Raw genomic sequence first — 18,890 nt, forward strand, 5'->3', positions numbered from 1 at the left:
GCTATAAGATAATTCCATGGCGCGATATATATTTGTCACTGGCGGCGTGGTTTCATCACTTGGAAAAGGTCTATCATCAGCATCACTTGCTTATCTTCTACAATCTCGAGGTTACAAAGTTAGACTTAGAAAATTAGATCCTTATCTAAACGTTGATCCTGGAACAATGAGTCCATTCCAGCATGGAGAGGTTTTTGTAACAGATGATGGCGCTGAAACAGATTTAGATTTAGGTCACTATGAAAGATTTTCAGGAGTTACTGCAAAGAAAACAGATAATATTACTACAGGAAAAATTTATAGCGATGTTCTGAGGAAAGAAAGAAAAGGAGAATATCTTGGAAAGACAGTACAAGTTATTCCACATATAACCGATAGAATTAAAGAATTTATTAAATACGATACTTCAAAAGAAGATTTTGTAATTTGCGAAATAGGTGGAATTGTAGGTGATATTGAAAGCTTACCATTTGTTGAGGCTATTAGACAATTTTCAAATGATATTGGAAAAAAAAATGCTTTATTTATCCATTTAACTTTAGTTCCATATTTAAAAGCATCAGATGAAATAAAAACTAAACCAACACAACATTCCGTAAAAGAATTGAGAAGTATTGGTATTCAACCTGATATAATTATTTGTAGATCAGAAAGACCAATACCTTTAGAGCATAGAAAAAAAATATCTCTATTTTGTAATGTTGATATTAAAAATGTAATTGAAACGGTTGATGTAAAAACAATTTATGAAGCACCAATTAGTTTTGCTAGAGAAAAGTTAGATGTTCAAGTTTTAGATTACTTTAAAATAAAATCTAAAAAATCAAATAACTTAAATCCTTGGAAGAAAATTACCAAAATTACACTTAATACAAAAAAACAAGTTAATATTGCGATAATAGGTAAGTATGTAGAATTAAAAGATGCATATAAATCATTAGATGAAGCCTTAACGCATGGAGGAATTACAAACAACCTGAAGGTAAATTTAATTAGAATTGATTCAGAAAAATTAAAAGTTTCTGAAATTAAAAGCAAACTTAAAAATGTTTCAGGTATTCTAATACCAGGAGGATTTGGAAAAAGAGGAACTGAGGGAAAAATCGAAGCAATTAAATATTCAAGAATTAATAAAATACCATTTCTAGGTATTTGTTACGGTATGCAAATGGCAATAATAGAATTTGCTAGAAATAAATTGAAAATTAAAAAAGCAACTTCTTCTGAGTTTGATAAAGGTGGTGTTCATATAATTGGTTTAATGAATGAGTGGGAAAAAAGTGGAAAAAAAGTTAAAGGTACAGATAAAAATTTAGGTGGAACAATGAGACTTGGTTCTTATGATGCAATTTTAAAAGATAAGTCTAAAATTAGAGATATCTATAAATCAAGATTAATCAAAGAAAGACACAGACATAGATATGAAGTGGATATTTCATTTAAGGAAAAATTTGAGAAAAATGGACTAATATTTTCTGGTTTATCACCAGATAATAAACTTCCTGAGATAATTGAACTTAAAAATCATCCTTGGTTTATTGGAGTTCAGTTTCATCCTGAATTTAAATCTAGACCTTTATCTCCTCATCCTTTATTCTCTTCATTTATCAAAGCAGCAAAAAATCATAAATGAGTAGTATTACAGTCAATTGTGGGAACATAGAAATTTCAAACGATAAAAAAATTTGTATTATTGCTGGTCCATGTCAGCTTGAAACAGAACAGCATGCAATGGACATGGCTGGAAAAATAAAAGAAATAACTTCCAAATATGGTTTAGGTTTTATTTATAAAACTTCTTTTGATAAAGCTAACCGAACAAGTTTAAAAGGTAAGAGAGGTGCTGGTTTGGAAGCTTCATTACCTGTATTTGACAAAATTAAAAAAGAATTAAATGTTCCAATTTTAACTGATATTCATAATTCAGAGCAATGTTCAGTAGTTGCTAATCATGTTGATGTTTTACAAATTCCAGCTTTTCTTTGTAGACAAACTGATCTTTTAATTGCTGCTGCAAAAACAAACAAAATTATAAATGTTAAAAAAGGTCAATTTTTAGCTCCTTGGGACATGGTAAATGTTACAAAAAAAATATCAGACTCAGGAAACTCAAATATTCTTGTTACTGAAAGAGGTGCAAGTTTTGGATACAACACTTTGGTTTCTGATATGAGATCTTTACCTATTATGGCTAAGAATGGTTATCCAGTTATTTTTGATGCAACGCATTCAGTTCAGCAACCTGGAGGACAAGGAGAGTCTTCCGGAGGTCAAAGAGAATTTGTTGAGTATCTTGCAAGAGCGGCTGTTGCTGTTGGGGTAGCTGGTGTATTTATAGAAACTCATCAAGATCCTGATAATGCGCCATCTGATGGACCTAACATGGTTCCTCTAGATAAACTAGAAAATTTACTAAAACAGTTAACTGAAATTGATAAGCTTATTAAGTGAGTAAAATAACAAAAGTAAAAGCACGGCAAGTTTTTGATAGTCGGGGAAATCCAACTGTAGAAGCTGAGGTTTATACAAATAATTTAAGTGCATCTGCCATATGTCCATCAGGTGCATCAACTGGAACTTATGAAGCTTTTGAAAAACGAGATAAAAATAATAAGAAGTATCTAGGTAAAAGTGTTTTAAAAGCTGTTGAATTAGTAAATTCAAAAATTTCAAAAAAATTAAAAGGTCAAAGCGTTCATAATCAAGAGAGAATTGATGCCTTATTAATTAATTTAGACGGTACCAGACAAAAAACTAATCTAGGTGCAAATGCTATGCTCGCAGTATCAATGGCTGTAAAAAAACTTTCTGCAAAAGTAAAAAAACTACCTTTGTATAAAACATTTTTTTTAAAAAATAATTTTCAATTACCTTATCCATTAATGAATATTATTAATGGTGGAGCTCATGCCAACAATGGTCTAAGAATACAAGAATTTATGATACGACCAGATAGAGCAAAAAGCTTCTCAGAAGCAATGAGGATTTGTTTTGTTGTAATTAAAAACTTAGGTAATTTAATAAAAAACAAAGGTTATTCTACTTCAGTTGGTGATGAAGGTGGTTTTGCACCTATGATTAGTAGCAATAACCAGGCTTTAGATTTGATTGTTTCAGCAATTAAGAAATCTGGATTTGTTAATGGTAAAGATGTTTCAATTTGTTTGGATGTAGCTGCAAATGAACTATTAAAAAAAAACAAATATTCAATCCATTCAAAAAATTTTGTTTCCGTTGAAAAATCAATAAAAGAATACCGAAAAATTATTAAGAAATATAAAATTAAATCTATAGAAGATCCTTTTGCAGAAAATGATTGGTTAGCTTGGAATAAATTAATGCGATCTGTTAAAAACATTCAGATTGTGGGAGATGATCTTTATGTTACAAATCTTGAGAGATTAAAAAAAGGATTTTTAAATATTTCATCTAATTCGATATTAATTAAGCTTAATCAGATAGGCACTGTTTCTGAAACTCTAGATGTAATTAAATTTGCTCAAACTATCGGTTATAAAACAATAATTTCTCATAGATCTGGAGATAGTGAGGACACATTCATTGCTGATTTAGCAGTTGGAACAAATTCTAATCAAATTAAAACAGGATCTTTAGCACGTTCAGAAAGAGTTGCTAAATACAATCAATTAATTCGTATTGAAGAAGAACTTGGAAATAAGGCAAGAATGAATAAAATCAATTAATGTTGAGATTAATAAAAAGAAATTATTTTTTATTAATATCAATTTTTTTAATATTTTATTTTATTTTTAATTTAGTTTCTGGAGAAAGAGGGCTTTTTTCGTATTTTGAAAAAAAAGAACTTTTGTCTGACTTGAAAAAAGAAGAGACATTATTAACTAAGAAGATAGAGGATATAGATCATAAAAATTCTCTATTAAGCACAAATCTAGATTTAGATTATGTAGAAACATTAATTAGAGAAAGATTTTTATTTGGTAAAAAAGGTGAAACGATTTATTTAATTAAAAAAGATGAAAAGTAGACATCCTGAAAAAGAAAATAAGCCGATAAATCCAATTAAAAAAAAACCAGATTGGATTAGATCAAAGCTTACAAATAGCAAAGAATTTTTTTTAACAAAAACAATAGTTAATAATAATAATTTAGTAACTGTTTGTCAGGAAGCAAACTGTCCAAATATTACTGAGTGCTGGAGTAAGAGACACGCAACTTTTATGATAATGGGTGATACTTGTACAAGAGCATGTGCTTTCTGTGATGTTAAAACTGGCGTTCCAGGAAATTTAGACTTATTAGAACCAGTCAAAATTGCAGAAGCTGTAAAAAAATTAAACTTAAAACATGTTGTAATAACTTCAGTTGATAGAGATGATTTAGATGACGGAGGTTCTGAACATTTTTTTAGTGTGATTAATCAAACAAGAAAATCAAATCCAAATACAACTATAGAAGTTTTAACACCAGATTTTTTAAGAAAAGGGGAAGCGTATAAAAAAGTTATTGAAGCTAAACCAGATGTTTTTAATCATAATATTGAAACTGTACCTAGTCTTTATTTAAAAGTAAGACCAGGATCTAGATATTTTGCATCTTTAGAACTTTTAAAAAATGCAAAGAAAATTGATAAAAATATTTTTACTAAATCTGGAATTATGGTCGGGTTAGGAGAAACAAGAGATGAAATATTGCAGGTTATGGATGATTTAAGAGCAGCTGATGTAGATTTTATAACTATCGGACAGTATTTGCAGCCATCAACAAAACATTTTCCATTAGATAGATATTATACCCCAAAAGAATTTGATGATTTAGGAACTATAGCAAAAGCTAAGGGATTTTTATTAGTTTCCTCATCACCTTTAACAAGGTCTTCTTATCATGCTGATGAGGATTTTGCTAAGTTACAACAAAACAGAATAAAAAATAGTTAATGCCTAAAGCATCAGTTACACGTCACATTGCACGTGATAAACAAACATTAATTGATTTTGTCTTAGATATTGAAAAGTACCCTGAATTCATTCCATTTTGTATAGACTCAAAAGTTTATGAAACAAATGACGAAGGAGATGTAAAAAAAATAATTGCTGATCTGACCATTGGTAAAAGACCCTTTATAGATACTTATAAAAGTGATGTAAGATATGATAAAAAAAATGACTCTATTCATGTAACCAATGTTGAAGGTCCCTTAAAACATCTAGAAAATAATTGGAAATTTGTAGAAAAAGATAATTTAACAGAAGTTCAATTTGATGTTGATTTTGAAATTAAAAATAAGTTTTTGAATTTAATAATGGAAAAATCATTTCAATTTGGTTTAAATAAAATAGCTGATGCTTTTCAAAAAAGAGCTGAAAATCTTTAGGAAATAATTTTTGTAATTTTATTTAATACTTCTCTTACTGTATTTTTTTGAATACTTGATCTGTTCCTAGATTTAAATTTATTTTCTAAAATTAATAAATATTTTCCTGTTTTAATCCCAATATAGACAAGACCAACTGGTTTTAATTTTGATCCTCCTCCTGGTCCAGCTATACCAGTGATTGATACATTAATTTTGCTTTTAGAAATTTTAGATAAATTTTTTACCATTTCTTCACAGCATTCTTTGCTCACAGCACCATATTTTTTAATGATATTTCTATCTATTTTTAAGATTTTAGTTTTTGCCTCATTAGAGTAAGTAATTAAACCCATTTGAAAGTATTTGGATGAATTTGCTAGTTTAGTAAGATTGCTAGCCAACAAACCTCCTGTACATGATTCAGCTACAGAAATTGTTAATTTTTTATCTATCAATTTTTTATGTAGTTTTTTTAAATTCATCAAAATACGAAACTAACTAGATAGACTACAAACATTGAGTAAAGACCAGCCATTATATCATCCATAATTATACCAAAATAATTTTTATGATTTTTATCGAAATAGCTTACCGGAAATGGCTTTAAAATATCAAAAAATCTAAATGATAATAAAGATATGATGTAATAAAATTCAATAGTAATATTGATTTGATTGGTTTGATTTAAATATAGCAGAAGTATCAAAGGCATGGATTGACCTAAAACTTCATCGATTACAATTTGTCTAGGATCTTTATTTTCAAATTCACTCTCTGTATCTTTGACTGCATAAAAAGAGTAAAAAAACAAAATAATAAAAAAAACTATTGAGAATTTTAAACTTGTATAATCAAGAATTTCATAAGCTATATAAATAAAGATTGTAGTGACAACCGATGCAACAGTGCCAGGCATTTCTGTTAAGTATCCGTACCCAAAGAAAGTTGAGATTAAAATATTAATTTTTTTCATATTGATATCGAACAAATTACTTCACAGGCAATCGCTTTTTCTTTTCCTATTAATCCAAGTTTTTCTGTAGTTTTACCTTTTAAATTTATTAAATCTTTATTTAAATCTAACAGATTTGAAAGCGAATTTATTATTTTATCTCTGTATTTTGATATTTTTGGTTTTTCACATATCAAATTTATATCTAAATTATTGATATGGTAATTATTTGAATTTAATAATTCTATTATTGGTTTCAGCATTTTTGGAGATCTAATATTTTTAAACTTGTTACCGTTATCTGGAAAAAAAGTTCCAATATCCTTTTCTCTCATAGCTCCTAATATCGAGTCAATTATCGAATGAATAATTACATCACCATCAGAGTGTCCTTTTAATCCTGAGTGATAAGGTATTTTAATACCTCCCAAATAAAGTTTTTTACCTTTGATTAATCTATGAATATCAAATCCTAAACCAAAGTAGGTTTTTTTTCCTTTAATATCTTCTTTGAAAGTAATTTTAGTATTTAGATTTTCACCTTGAATAAATTTTACTTTAAGATTGTTTTCAATAAATATTGTTGCTTCGTCTGTGACTATCTTTTTTTGCCTTATTGATAAGTTATATAAATCTTTAAATTTAAAAGCCTGGGGGGTTTGTGTTAAAATAGAATTATCTCTGCTTAAATTGAATATTTGATTTTTAATTTTATATTTGATTGAGTCTTTAGATTTGATTGCAGGTATTACTGCTTTATATTTTTTTAGTGAAGTTATTAATTTATTTAACAGATTTATTGTAAAATTTGGTCTTGCGGCATCATGTATTAGTACATTGGTGGGTTTGTATTTCTTAATAAACTTTAAAGCAATCAATGAAGAGTCAGATCTTTCTTTCCCACCAATAATAATTGAAACATTTTTAGGAAATTTTTCTTTTATTTCCTTTTTTTTATTAACTACAATTACAATTTTTTTGAAAAGTTTTGATTTTAAAGCTTTATCAAGAGAGTGTTTGAATAAAGGCTTACCCTCATAAATGTTGTATTGTTTAGGTTTTTTTGAATTAAACCTTTTGCTTTGTCCTGATGCAAGTATTATAAAATAGTTATTCATAATTTTTGAAATTTTATACCTAAATGACAGATTTTATTAAAAAAAATATCTATATGATAATATTATTTATTATCACATTATCGATAGGTTTTTTAACATTTTTAACTTTTATTGATAAAGGGTTTATAAAACTAACTGATAAGAATTTACAATATCTTTTAATATTAAATATACTGCTTCTAACTTCACTCTTTGTATTTATTTTTTTTGAAATAAGAAGAGCAATTAAAACAGATATTGATAAAGATGGTTTAAAATCGAACAAAAAGTATATTACTGTATTTGCTCTATTTACTTTAATACCTTCAGTTTTAATCTCTATTTTTTCACTTTTTCTATTCTCTTTTGCTTTAGAAAAATATTTTGATAAGAAAGTTACGACTGTAGTTAATAATTCATATGAGTTAGCAAAAAACTATGTAGAAGAAATTAGAAATAAAATTCAATCAGATATAGTTCTTATTGCCTTCGATACAACCAAAAGTAAGAATTTTTTAAATGATAATCCTAAAGAGTATAAAAGATTTTTAGATACGCAAAAATTAATCCGTGGAGTTGATGAGATCCATATTATAAATTTAGATAAAAAATTACTATTTACATCCTTAAAAGATAATCAGCCATATATACCTCCTCTTGATGGTGCTTTGGCTTTAGTGATAGATGATGATCGCCCTTTAAAGATTATTGATGCACCAAAAAATATTTCAGCAGCTATAATGAGATTGCAAAATTTCGATAATAGGTTTGTATACGTAGTGAAATATTTAGATAAAGATATTTCAAAATATTTAACTGAGTCAGAAGAAGCTATTAATTTTTATTACACTGTTGAGGAAAAAAGTACTGGTATTAAAATATCTTTTGCGATTATTTATGTGATAGTTGTAAGTGTGTTATTGTTTGTTTCCATATCTATAGCTATAAGATTTTCTTCTAGGTTTTTCAGATCAATTAACAATTTAATTAATGCATCAGTCTCAATAGGAGATGGTAAATTTGACACCAAAGTTCCTGAAGTAAAAACTGATAAAGATTTAGAAATTTTAAACAAAAATTTTAATTTAATGATTGATAGACTTAGAAATCAACAAGAAAAATTAATAATAAACGAAAGACACGAAGCTTGGAGTAACTTAGCAAGAAAATTAGCACATGAAATTAAGAACCCATTAACCCCAATTCAGTTAACAATAGACAGAATGAAATCAAAATACTCCAATCAAGTTAATGAAAAAGATAAAAATAATTTTGATGAAAATCTAAAGATAATAAATAATCAAATTAAACAAATAGGAAATTTAGTTAATGAATTTTCTGATTTCGCTCGGATGCCAAAACCTATTTTAAAAGAAAACAATTTAATTCAAATTATTGAGGAAAATATTAAACTATTAAATGAATTAGATAATTCGATTAGTATTTCTGTTAACACCAATACAAAAGAGGTTTTTTTAAATAGTGATAAAGAACAACTTGCAAGAGTTTTCTTTAATTTAATTAAAAATTCGATCGAAAGTATTCAACAAAGAGCAGAAAATGACAGTAATATTGAGAAAAAAATTACCATTGAAGTTAATGATCAAAATAACCACATAACAATCAACTTAGTAGATAATGGTATAGGTTTTGGAATATTTTCAGCGAATATTAAAGATATTTTAAATCCATACTTCACTACAAAAAAAAATGGAACTGGATTGGGTCTTTCAATAGTTAGTAAAATTATAAATGACCATAACGGAAAAATTGAATTTATACCTTTAGATGTAGGTGCAAAAATTAAAATAGATTTTATTAAATAGAATGAGTTCTGAAATTTTAATTGTAGATGATAATGCTGATATAAGGAATATCATTAATGAATTAATTTTAGATGCTGGTTATAAAACAAGACTTGCTGCTAATTATAATCAAGCATTATCTGAGATAGATAAAAAACTTCCAGATGTTGCAATTCTTGATGTTAAATTAGATAAGGGTGATAACGATGGTATAGAATTGTTATCACATATTAAATCAAAAGATAAAGATGTACCAGTTATAATAATATCAGGACATGCAAATATAGAAATGGCTGTCAAATCTCTACATGAAGGAGCCTTTGAATTTATTGAAAAACCCTTTGATCAAGAGAGGCTGCTTAATTTTGTTAGAAGAGCTGTTGAAAACTATAATCTTAAAAAGCAAAATAAAGAATATGAAACAAAATTGTTTTCATCCTATGAATTAATTGGAAATAGTAAAAATATTTTAAATATAAACGATCAAATTAAAAAAATTTCAATTACAGAAAGTAGAGTGTTTATTAATGGTCCATCAGGATCTGGAAAAGAATTAATAGCAAGAAAAATTCATAAATTATCTAAAAGAAATAAAAATCCTTTTGTAGTTTTGAATGGAGCTTTATTAGATTCAAATAAATATGAACTTGAATTATTTGGAGAAGAAAAAGACAACGGCTCTATATCTTATGGGGCGTTAGAAAAAGCAAACAAAGGTACTTTAATGATAGACCAAGTTTCGGAAATACCTTTGGATATACAGTCAAAAATTTTGAGAGTTTTAACAGATCAAAAGTTTAAAAGAGTTAATGGTTCAAATGATGTCACTGTAAATGTTAGATTAATTTGTTCTTCAAGTAAGGATTTGAAGCAAGAAATTGAAATAGGAAATTTTAGAGAAGATCTATTTCATAGACTTAATGTTTTTGAAATAAATGTTGAACCATTGAGTCAACGTATTTCAGATATTCCACTTTTGATTAAATATTTTTCAAAAAAAATATCTGAAAATTACAATATTAATGAGTTAGAAATAGATGAAGACAATGCTTATATCCTAAATCATGATTGGCACGGTAATGTTAGAGAATTAAGAAATTTAATTGAACGAATTGCAATTTTACAACCTGACACAAAGGAAAAAATTTCAAATATAATAAAAGAATCCTTAAAAAATATTAATTTCAACGAACAATTGGCTGAAAACAGCCTATCTGTACCATTAAAAGAGGCTAGAGAAAAATTTGAAAAGGAGTATTTAACTATTCAATTGAAAAAATTTAATGGAAATATTTCAAAAACAGCTAATTTCGTTGGAATGGAAAGAAGTGCCTTACATAGAAAGTTAAAAGGCTTAGGAATTAAAGAATTTAATTAAATGAACATAATCATTTGTGGTGCAGGTAGAGTAGGTTTTACTATTGCTAAACAGCTTAGTGAACAAGGTCATTCTATCACCGTAATAGATCCTTCTAGCGAGGATATTCAAAAAATTGACGATGCACTTGATGTAAAAGCTATTGTTGGAAAAGGCAGCTATCCATCAATACTTGAAAAAGCAAATGCTCAAGAAGCAGACATGATTATTGCCGTAACTCGAAATGACGAAATTAATATGGTAATATGTCAAATTGCATTTTCTATTTTTAAAATACCAAAAAAGATTGCCAGAATAAGATCTCAGGATTATTTAAATCCCAAGTTTACAACAGTTTATAATAAGGAAAACTTACCAATAGATGTTATTATTTCACCTGAAATTGAAATTGCAAAATCGATTCAAAGAAAATTAGAAGCCCCAGGAGCTTTAGACAGCGTACCTTTTGCAGAAAATAAAATTAGGTTACTCGAAATATTAATTAATGAAAATTGTAATTTGATCAATATTAAATTAAGTGATCTTACAAAAAAATACCCTAATCTTAAAGCAAATGTTATTGGTGTTATAAGAGAAGAAAGATTTTTTATTCCAAAAAAAACCGATGAAATAAAGATAAATGATAAAATTTATGTAATTATAAACTCAACCCAAATGTCCGAAACATTGGAAGCATTTGGACATACCGAAAAAGTTTCTAAAAAAATTCTTATAGTCGGTGGAGGTAATATAGGTTTTAATTTAGCAAAGAATATTGAGGAAAATTTGGATGCAGCTCGAGTAAAAATTATTGAGAAAAATAAAGAAAGAGCTGAATTTCTTGCAAGTGAACTAAATAATACAATAGTAATAAATGGTGATGCTCTAGATGAAGAAGTTTTATCAGAAGCAAATTTAGAAGAGGCAGAAACTGTTTTGGCACTTACAAACGATGATGAAGATAATTTAATGGTTAGTGTATTGGTCGAAAAATTTGCAAAAGATGAAAAAGAAATTGATGATAAACGAACAATGGCTTTAATTAATAAACCAAACTATTCATTATTACAGAATTCACTTAAAATTGATGATTTGATTGACCCTAGAATGAATACTGTATCGAGCATTTTAAAACATATCCATAAAGGTACAATTGAGACAGCTTACACAATTATGAATGGTGAATATGAAGTTATAGAGGCTGAGATAATCGAGACATCTGAATTAATTAATAAAGAGTTAAAAAATTCTAATCTTCCTGAAGAAATTCGAATTGGCGCTATTCTTAGAGACGGTAAAGTAATTATCCCTAGATCAGACTTTGTGTTTCAAAAAGAAGATAAAGTAGTTTTTTTAGCCAAAAAAGACTCAATCTCAGTTGTTGAAAACATTTTTAGAATTAGCTCAATTTAATTTAATGCCAATACTTCGGGTAAAATATTTAAGTTTTTTCTTTCTGTTAATTTCAGTTTTTTCATTTTTAAATATTATTTACTCTTATTATTTCAACTTGTACTTAAACTTAAATACATATTACTTTAGCTTAGTAATTTCTGGTTTAATTAGTTTTTTGTTTTACAAAATTGACACCTCTGAAAAAAAACCCACTATATTTGAAAAAATACTAACAGTACTTTTGGGATATTTTTTTATGCCGTTGGTATTATTAATTCCATTTTATTTTAGTATTTACAACCTAACTTTTTTAAATGCTTTATTTGAAGCAGTTTCTGGTTTTACTTCAACTGGTTTTACAATTTTTGAAAACATAAAACATATTGATCAAGGATTAATAATATGGAGATCATCAATTCAATGGATAGGTGGGTTATACTTCTTATTTTCAATAATATTTTTGATTGATATCTATGATGAAAATTTGAAAAAATCTCTTACAAACTTTTTATCATTTAATACAACAGAAATTTTAAAACAAACTATAAAAATATTTATACTATACTCGAGCTTAACATTAGTAATATTTATAATTTTAAATATTTTTGGAATTAGATCATTTAATTCTTTTAATCTTGCAATGACTTTAATTTCCTCAGGTGGTTTTTTACCCGTAAATGATCTCTCAACTATACTAGTCCAAAACTCACAGATAATAATTTTTTCTTTATTAATGCTAGTTTCTTTTTTTAGTATTTTCTTTGTATATAATTTAATTTTTCTAAGAAAAAATATTAATTTTTTTCATGAGGATATTCATTTATTTTTATACTTTGTAGTAACAGTTGGAATTTTTTTTATATTTTTTAGTTATGATAATACTTTTTCAAATAGTTTTTTATCTTTAGTAAGTAGTATTTCTAACATTGGAATTTCATTGAATCTGGAACAAACTAATCTTCAATTTTTGTATTTGCTTTTGGTTATAATTGGAGGTTCATTTATTTCAACAAGCTCAGGGTTAAGATTTTTGAAAATTTACTCATTAACAAAATATTCTTTAAATCAAATACTTTCATTTAGTAGACCAAAAAATGTATTTATGAATAAGCTAGTATTTTCTAAAATTAATTTTGCAACTCAAGATATAAATAAATATTTTCTTACAATTGTTATTTTTATAATTTCACTTTTTTCGTTAACAATTTTTTTATCTCTAAGTGATATAAATTTTGAATATTCATTTAAACTGGCAGTATTGACATTAATGAATACAGTTAATTCTTCAGCATATGGAATAAGTGATTTTGATTTCCAAAATTTACATTTTATTACTAAATATATTCTTATTTTCTTTATGATTATTGGTCGAATTGAATTGTTATCTTTATTATTGATAGCTAAAAAATTTCTGTTTAAATATTAAATTTGTAATATATATGTAACTCAAATATTGCGCCCTTAGCTCAGCTGGATAGAGCATCGGTTTTCTAAACCGAGGGTCGTAGGTTCGAATCCTTCAGGGCGCGCCATTCCTTTGTCTTTTGACCATAATTTCCTCTTGAAGTAGTTTTTCTAAAATGGTTTAATCCTCCGAATTCAAAACTAAGTTTTGAATTATTTGTTAACAAATAAAAATAACTAAAAAGGAAGAATAATGTTTAAATACTTAAAACAATTAACTTCTTTAGTAGCAATGGTTGCTATGTTGTTTACTTTTACAACAGAAACTATGGCTGCTAAAAAATCTAAAACACTTAAAAATACTCAAAAGAAGGGTTTTGTAAGATGTGGAGTATCTCAAGGTCTTCCAGGATTTTCTAATGCTGATGCAGCTGGAAATTGGACTGGTATTGATGTTGATGTATGTAGAGCGGTTGCTGCTGCAGTGCTAGGTGATGCAAACAAAGTTAAGTTTACACCATTAAGTGCTAAAGAAAGATTTACAGCTTTAACTTCTGGTGAGATTGATATCTTATCAAGAAACACAACTTGGACTCTTTCTAGAGATGCTGATATTGGACTTACTTTCGTTGGAGTAAACTTTTACGATGGTCAAGGTTTCATGGTTAGAAAAAGTTCTGGTATTACATCAACAAGCCAATTCAAAGATGGTATCTCAGCTTGTACAAACATTGGTACAACAACTGAGTTAAACATGAGAGACTTTTTTAACTCTAAAGGAATTTCTTATGAGCCAGTTGCTTTTGAAAAAGCTGATGAAGTCGTAGCTGCTTATGATGCCGGTAGATGTGATACTTACACTACTGATAAATCAGGTCTTGCTGCACAAAGAACTAAAATGACTAACCCAGATGATCACATTGTATTACCTGAAACTGTTTCTAAAGAGCCTTTAGGACCAGTTGTTAGACAAGGTGACTCAGTATGGGAAGATATCGTTAGATGGTCTTTAAATGCTATGATCGAAGCTGAGGAGTATGGAATTACTTCAGCTAATGCAGATTCTATGAAAACTTCAGATAACCCAGCTGTAAAAAGATTAGTTGGAGCTGAAGGTGAATTAGGTGCTGCTTTTGGTCTAGACAATGAGTGGAGCTTAAGAATTATCAAGCAAGTTGGTAACTATGGCGAAAGCTATAAGAGAAATATAGCTGACACTGGAATTTTACCAGACAGAGGTCCAAATGAATTATGGACTAAAGGTGGAATTCTTTACGTACCACCTGCAAGATAATTGCATATTTAACTAATTAAAAAGGGCTAGATTTTTCTAGCCCTTTTTTTTATAAGCTCTTAAATGAACTTCAAATTACAAAAAATAGTTCCTCAATTAATTACAGTTTTAGCAGTAGTTCTAGTTTTTGGTTTCTTTAGTTATAACGCCCAAGTCAATATGGAAAATAGAGGTATTGATTTTGGATATGGTTTTTTATCTCAAGAATCTTCATTTGATGTCCAATTTTCTTTAATTGAATACGACGGATCACATTCTTATTTTAGAGCTTTTCTTGTTGGTTTGTTAAACACTATTTTAGTTTCTGTAATTGGAATTATCATTGCAACTATACTTGGAATAATTGTTGGTGTAGCAAGACTTTCGCCAAACTATTTAATTAATAAATTTGCAGCTTTTTACGTAGAATTTTTTAGAAATATTCCATTACTTTTACAAATATTTTTTTGGTATTTTGCAGCCTTAAGAGCTTTACCTTTACCTCAAGATGCTGATGCAATGTTTGGCGTTTTCTTTTTAACTATTAAAGGACTGTATGTTCCAGCTTTTGTTTGGGAAAATTTTAATGTTTTCTTTTATTCAATAGTTGCAGCAATAATTGCAATAGTTGTTATCAGAGTTCATGCGAGAAAAGTTCAAGAAACCCAAGGTAAGCAATTGCCAGTTTTATGGATATCTTTAGGATTAATTTTTATATTGCCTATGTTAAGTTTTTTAATCGGAGGTGTTAATCTTTCTTTTGAAATACCTAAATTAAAACAATTAGCAGCAACTTCTTACAGATATGAAGGTGGATTAAATTTACCACCTGAATTAATTGCATTAACTTTATCTTTAGCATTATATACAGCAACTTTTATTGCTGAGTGTGTAAGAGCTGGAATTCAAGGTGTTGGAAAAGGACAAAAAGAAGCCGCTGCATCTATTGGTTTAAATCCAAATCAAGTTTTAAAATTAGTAGTAATGCCACAAGCTTTAAGAATCATTATCCCGCCAACTACTAACCAATATTTAAATTTAACTAAAAATTCATCATTAGCAGCAGCTATTGCTTACCCTGATTTAGTTTTAGTATTTGCAGGGACTGCGTTAATGCAAACAGGAAAAGCTATTGAGATTGTTTCTATTACTATGCTTACTTACTTAAGTTTGAGTATATCAATTTCTATATTGATGAATTGGTACAATAAAAAAATTGCTATTAAGGAAAAATAAATGTCAAAAATTAATTTTTTAAGACCTGATAAAGAAAATTTGAATACATTTTTGTATCTAGGTTCTTTGTTATTTTTTATTAGTGTTTTAGATGTATTTTTGAATTCATTTTTTAATGTTAACATCACGGGTTTTCTACCAACGTTGTTAAGTTTTCTGATCCCTTTAGTGATCGGGTTTATAGGTCTTCACTTTATTAGAATTGAACATAGTGGATATAAATTTTTAGACAGTTTAAATAAAAATATTAATACCAATGGTTTTAATGCTGTTCTTTCTTTATTAATTATTTTTGTAATAATTAAAGCAACACCACCAATACTAAGCTGGTTTTTTGTTGATGCTAGTTTTGCTGGTGACAGTAAAGATGTTTGTTCTGGGTCTGGTGCATGTTGGACATATATCAAAGTTTGGTTAAACAGATTTATGTATGGAATGTATCCAAATGCTGAACAATGGAGAATAAATTTATCTTTTATTTCTTTAGCGTTACTTGGATCAGTTGGATATTTTGCTACAGAAAAATTTAAAAAGTATTTAACTTTATACTATGTAGTAATTTATCCTTTTATAGCATTTTTATTTATTTTCTTTTTTATATCAGGTGGTCCAGTATTTTTTGATTTTTCTTACGGTATAATTGCTGCAGTTATTTCAATTATTCTTGGATTTTTTATTCCAAGTAGATTTAAGTTTTACTATTTTTTAATTGTACCAATTACTCTTTATATAGTTCTTAAATACTTTGTTTTTTATGAAGAGCTAATCGAGCTTGGTAAACTTGATGGTTTAAATTGGGTTGAAACTGGTGCTTGGGGTGGATTGTCTCTAACATTCATTATTTCGTTCTTCTGTTTAATTTTCTGCTTTCCTATTGGGATGGCTTTTGCTTTAGGAAGAAGATCTGAGTTACCTTTGATTAGATATATTTCTGTAGGATTTATTGAATTTTGGAGAGGGGTACCGCTAATCACAGTTCTATTTATGTCTGCTGTGATGTTTCCAATGTTTTTACCGGAAGATTTTTTCATAGATAAACTAGTTAGGGCAATTATAGCTATTTCATTATTTGAAGCTGCATATGTTGCAGAAGTAATAAGAGGCGGCTTACAAGCGTTACCACGAGGTCAATACGAAGCTGCAAAATCATTAGGTATGGGATATTGGAAGATGCATATATTTGTAATCTTACCTCAAGCACTTAAATTAGTAATCCCGGGTATTGCTAATACTTTCTTAGCATTAGTAAAAGATACACCTTTAATATTCGTAGTTGGTTTATTAGAGATTGTTGGAATGTTAAATTTAGCAAAAACTAATCCAGAATGGTTAGGATTTGCAATGGAAGGCTATGTATTTGCAGCAATAATTTTCTGGATTATTTGTTATGCAATGAGTAAGTATAGCTATAATTTAGAACAAAAATATAAAACAGAACGGTAATTATGTCTGACAGTATAATTCAAATTAAAAATGTAAATAAATGGTTTGGGGATTTTCAAGTACTAAAAGATATAAATTTAGAAGTTAAACCAAAAGAAAAAATAGTAGTTTGCGGACCGTCTGGTTCTGGTAAATCAGCTTTAATTAGATGCATAAACAGATTAGAAGAACATCAGCAAGGAGATATTATTGTTGATGGTAATACTTTAACTGAAGATACAAAAAATATTGAGCAAATTAGAGCTGAAGTTGGAATGGTATTCCAGCAATTTAACTTATTCCCGCATTTATCTATTGTAGATAACTGCACACTTGCTCCTATTTGGGTAAAAAAAATGCCCAAAAAAGAAGCTGAAGAATTAGCACTAAAACATTTAGAAAGAGTTCAAATTCTTGATCAAGCTCAGAAATTTCCAGGTCAATTATCTGGTGGACAGCAACAAAGGGTAGCAATTGCTAGAGCGCTTTGTATGGAACCAAAAATTATGTTGTTTGATGAACCAACATCTGCCCTTGACCCTGAAATGATTAAGGAAGTTCTTGATGTAATGGTTGATTTAGCCAATCAGGGTATGACTATGATCGTTGTTACTCACGAGATGGGCTTTGCTAAAGAAGTTGCAGATAAAATGATCTTTATGGACGAAGGTATGATAGTAGAAAAAGCTGATACAAAAGCGTTTTTTGCTAATCCAAAGAGTGATCGTACTAAGCTTTTCTTAAGCCAAATCTTATAAAATTTATATACATTACAATCTTAACAATTGCTTGACAGGTTTTCAGTTTTTAAGGTTTTTTTATTAAAATAAATAAATTTTTCTATTGCAGTAGTTAAAATAAATTTGTTCAATAGACTTTTAAAATTTAATTAAGAGGGGTCTTAATGGAAGATAATTTCAACAAACACTTAGGGAATAAACTTAAGTTAAGAAGATTGGCTTTAGGTTTAACCCAAACAAAAGTAGCAAAAGCAATTAATGTAACATTTCAACAAATTCAAAAATATGAAAAAGGAACTAATGGAGTAAGTTCAATTAGGTTACTTCAACTTTCAAATTATTTGAAAGTGCCTATCAATTATTTCTTCGAAGATTTTTCAGAATATTTAGTTAATTTAGAAAAATCTCAAGAAGGACATATGAATGTTAATTATAATTTTTTAGCAAAAGTTTATTCAGAACTTAATGCTGATCAAAAATTAAAATTTAACAAAACATTACAAATTTCAGGATCTAATATTTCTAAAGCAGTTTAATCATAACCAAAATGTGACCCCTTTGGTTAGTTGCATATATTTAATATTTTTTGGATTAATTTTTTTGGCTCCTCGGGCAGGACTCGAACCTGCGACCAATTGATTAACAGTCAACTGCTCTACCAACTGAGCTACCGAGGAATGTAAAAATCACAACTTACTTTTTTTTAAAACTAAAACAAGATTTTTTTTGGAGGCAACGCCCGGAATCGAACCGGGATACAAGGATTTGCAATCCTCTGCGTAACCATTCCGCCACGTTGCCTTCTTGTTTTAGACGAATAGCTTCAAGCCTTTTTATATTAAATTTTTTATATTAGTCTATTAAATAACGTTCC

Annotated in this window: 18 protein-coding genes and 3 tRNA genes; 16 read left to right on the plus strand and 5 right to left on the minus strand. The window is 28.0% G+C overall.

From position 1 onward, the window contains the following. Window positions 1-16 precede the first annotated feature (16 nt). From ACTTA0_RS04655 to ACTTA0_RS04680, 6 genes are read left to right on the plus strand one after another with little or no spacing between them, the layout of a single operon-like run. Complete coding sequence (locus tag ACTTA0_RS04655; RefSeq protein ID WP_440676273.1) at window positions 17-1,633, plus strand: CTP synthase; 1,617 nt, start codon at window positions 17-19, stop codon at window positions 1,631-1,633. Continuing rightward, window positions 1,630-2,451, plus strand: a complete 822-nt coding sequence (gene kdsA / locus ACTTA0_RS04660; protein WP_440672296.1) for a 3-deoxy-8-phosphooctulonate synthase — start codon at window positions 1,630-1,632, stop codon at window positions 2,449-2,451. Before ACTTA0_RS04655 ends, kdsA begins: the two co-directional genes overlap by 4 nt. Beyond that, a complete protein-coding gene (gene eno, locus ACTTA0_RS04665; protein WP_440676274.1) occupies window positions 2,448-3,704 on the plus strand; it encodes a phosphopyruvate hydratase in 1,257 nt (418 codons plus the stop codon). Before kdsA ends, eno begins: the two co-directional genes overlap by 4 nt. After that, window positions 3,704-4,006 (plus strand): FtsB family cell division protein, encoded by a 303-nt coding sequence (locus ACTTA0_RS04670; RefSeq protein WP_440676275.1) that lies wholly within the window; start codon window positions 3,704-3,706, stop codon window positions 4,004-4,006. Before eno ends, ACTTA0_RS04670 begins: the two co-directional genes overlap by 1 nt. Then, a complete protein-coding gene (gene lipA, locus ACTTA0_RS04675; RefSeq protein ID WP_440676276.1) occupies window positions 3,996-4,916 on the plus strand; it encodes a lipoyl synthase in 921 nt (306 codons plus the stop codon). Before ACTTA0_RS04670 ends, lipA begins: the two co-directional genes overlap by 11 nt. After that, entirely contained in the window at window positions 4,916-5,353 is a 438-nt protein-coding gene (locus tag ACTTA0_RS04680) for a type II toxin-antitoxin system RatA family toxin (RefSeq protein WP_440676277.1), read from the plus strand. Before lipA ends, ACTTA0_RS04680 begins: the two co-directional genes overlap by 1 nt. Here ACTTA0_RS04680 and ACTTA0_RS04685 read toward each other — a convergent pair. From ACTTA0_RS04685 to ispF, 3 genes are read right to left on the minus strand one after another with little or no spacing between them, the layout of a single operon-like run. Beyond that, the gene (locus ACTTA0_RS04685; protein WP_440676278.1) at window positions 5,350-5,817 is read right to left on the minus strand and encodes a CinA family protein; all 468 of its coding nucleotides are present in this window, start codon (window positions 5,815-5,817) and stop codon (window positions 5,350-5,352) included. The two genes, ACTTA0_RS04680 and ACTTA0_RS04685, sit on opposite strands and share 4 nt — an antisense overlap. Further along, complete coding sequence (locus ACTTA0_RS04690) at window positions 5,817-6,308, minus strand: phosphatidylglycerophosphatase A family protein (RefSeq protein ID WP_440676279.1); 492 nt, start codon at window positions 6,306-6,308, stop codon at window positions 5,817-5,819. Before ACTTA0_RS04690 ends, ACTTA0_RS04685 begins: the two co-directional genes overlap by 1 nt. Continuing rightward, a complete protein-coding gene (gene ispF / locus ACTTA0_RS04695; protein WP_440676280.1) occupies window positions 6,305-7,405 on the minus strand; it encodes a 2-C-methyl-D-erythritol 2,4-cyclodiphosphate synthase in 1,101 nt (366 codons plus the stop codon). The genes ACTTA0_RS04690 and ispF overlap by 4 nt, the downstream gene beginning before the upstream one ends. Window positions 7,406-7,458: 53 nt before the next feature. Between ispF and ACTTA0_RS04700 the strand changes: the two genes are divergently transcribed. The 10 genes from ACTTA0_RS04700 to ACTTA0_RS04745 all read left to right on the plus strand — a co-directional run bounded on the left by ACTTA0_RS04700 (window position 7,459) and on the right by ACTTA0_RS04745 (window position 18,552). After that, complete coding sequence (locus ACTTA0_RS04700) at window positions 7,459-9,210, plus strand: ATP-binding protein (RefSeq protein ID WP_440676281.1); 1,752 nt, start codon at window positions 7,459-7,461, stop codon at window positions 9,208-9,210. Window position 9,211: 1 nt separating this feature from the next. Further along, window positions 9,212-10,567 (plus strand): sigma-54-dependent transcriptional regulator, encoded by a 1,356-nt coding sequence (locus ACTTA0_RS04705; protein WP_440676282.1) that lies wholly within the window; start codon window positions 9,212-9,214, stop codon window positions 10,565-10,567. Further along, entirely contained in the window at window positions 10,568-11,959 is a 1,392-nt protein-coding gene (trkA, locus tag ACTTA0_RS04710) for a Trk system potassium transporter TrkA (protein ID WP_440676283.1), read from the plus strand. 238 nt (window positions 11,960-12,197) lie between these two features. Continuing rightward, window positions 12,198-13,367: a TrkH family potassium uptake protein gene (locus ACTTA0_RS04715; RefSeq protein ID WP_440676284.1), complete on the plus strand. Its 1,170-nt coding sequence runs from the start codon at window positions 12,198-12,200 to the stop codon at window positions 13,365-13,367. 29 nt (window positions 13,368-13,396) lie between these two features. Beyond that, a tRNA-Arg gene (locus ACTTA0_RS04720) sits at window positions 13,397-13,473 on the plus strand. A gap of 125 nt (window positions 13,474-13,598) precedes the next feature. Beyond that, window positions 13,599-14,639 carry an amino acid ABC transporter substrate-binding protein gene (locus ACTTA0_RS04725; RefSeq protein ID WP_440676285.1) on the plus strand — a complete coding sequence of 347 codons (1,041 nt, stop codon included), beginning with the start codon at window positions 13,599-13,601 and terminating at the stop codon, window positions 14,637-14,639. Window positions 14,640-14,702: 63 nt separating this feature from the next. Then, complete coding sequence (locus tag ACTTA0_RS04730) at window positions 14,703-15,854, plus strand: amino acid ABC transporter permease (RefSeq protein WP_440676286.1); 1,152 nt, start codon at window positions 14,703-14,705, stop codon at window positions 15,852-15,854. Further along, window positions 15,855-17,297 carry an amino acid ABC transporter permease gene (locus ACTTA0_RS04735; RefSeq protein ID WP_440676287.1) on the plus strand — a complete coding sequence of 481 codons (1,443 nt, stop codon included), beginning with the start codon at window positions 15,855-15,857 and terminating at the stop codon, window positions 17,295-17,297. Between the two features lie 2 nt (window positions 17,298-17,299). Continuing rightward, window positions 17,300-18,034, plus strand: a complete 735-nt coding sequence (locus ACTTA0_RS04740; RefSeq protein WP_440676288.1) for an amino acid ABC transporter ATP-binding protein — start codon at window positions 17,300-17,302, stop codon at window positions 18,032-18,034. Window positions 18,035-18,180: 146 nt separating this feature from the next. Continuing rightward, window positions 18,181-18,552, plus strand: coding sequence for a helix-turn-helix domain-containing protein (locus tag ACTTA0_RS04745; protein ID WP_262589252.1), 372 nt, complete (start codon window positions 18,181-18,183; stop codon window positions 18,550-18,552). A 65-nt stretch (window positions 18,553-18,617) separates the two neighbouring features. Here the strand turns inward: ACTTA0_RS04745 and ACTTA0_RS04750 are convergent. Next, window positions 18,618-18,693, minus strand: a tRNA-Asn gene (locus ACTTA0_RS04750). Window positions 18,694-18,743: 50 nt separating this feature from the next. Then, window positions 18,744-18,817, minus strand: a tRNA-Cys gene (locus tag ACTTA0_RS04755). Window positions 18,818-18,890 lie beyond the last annotated feature (73 nt).

The organism is Candidatus Pelagibacter sp. HIMB1593, from assembly GCF_052047755.1.
Lineage (GTDB): Bacteria > Pseudomonadota > Alphaproteobacteria > Pelagibacterales > Pelagibacteraceae > Pelagibacter.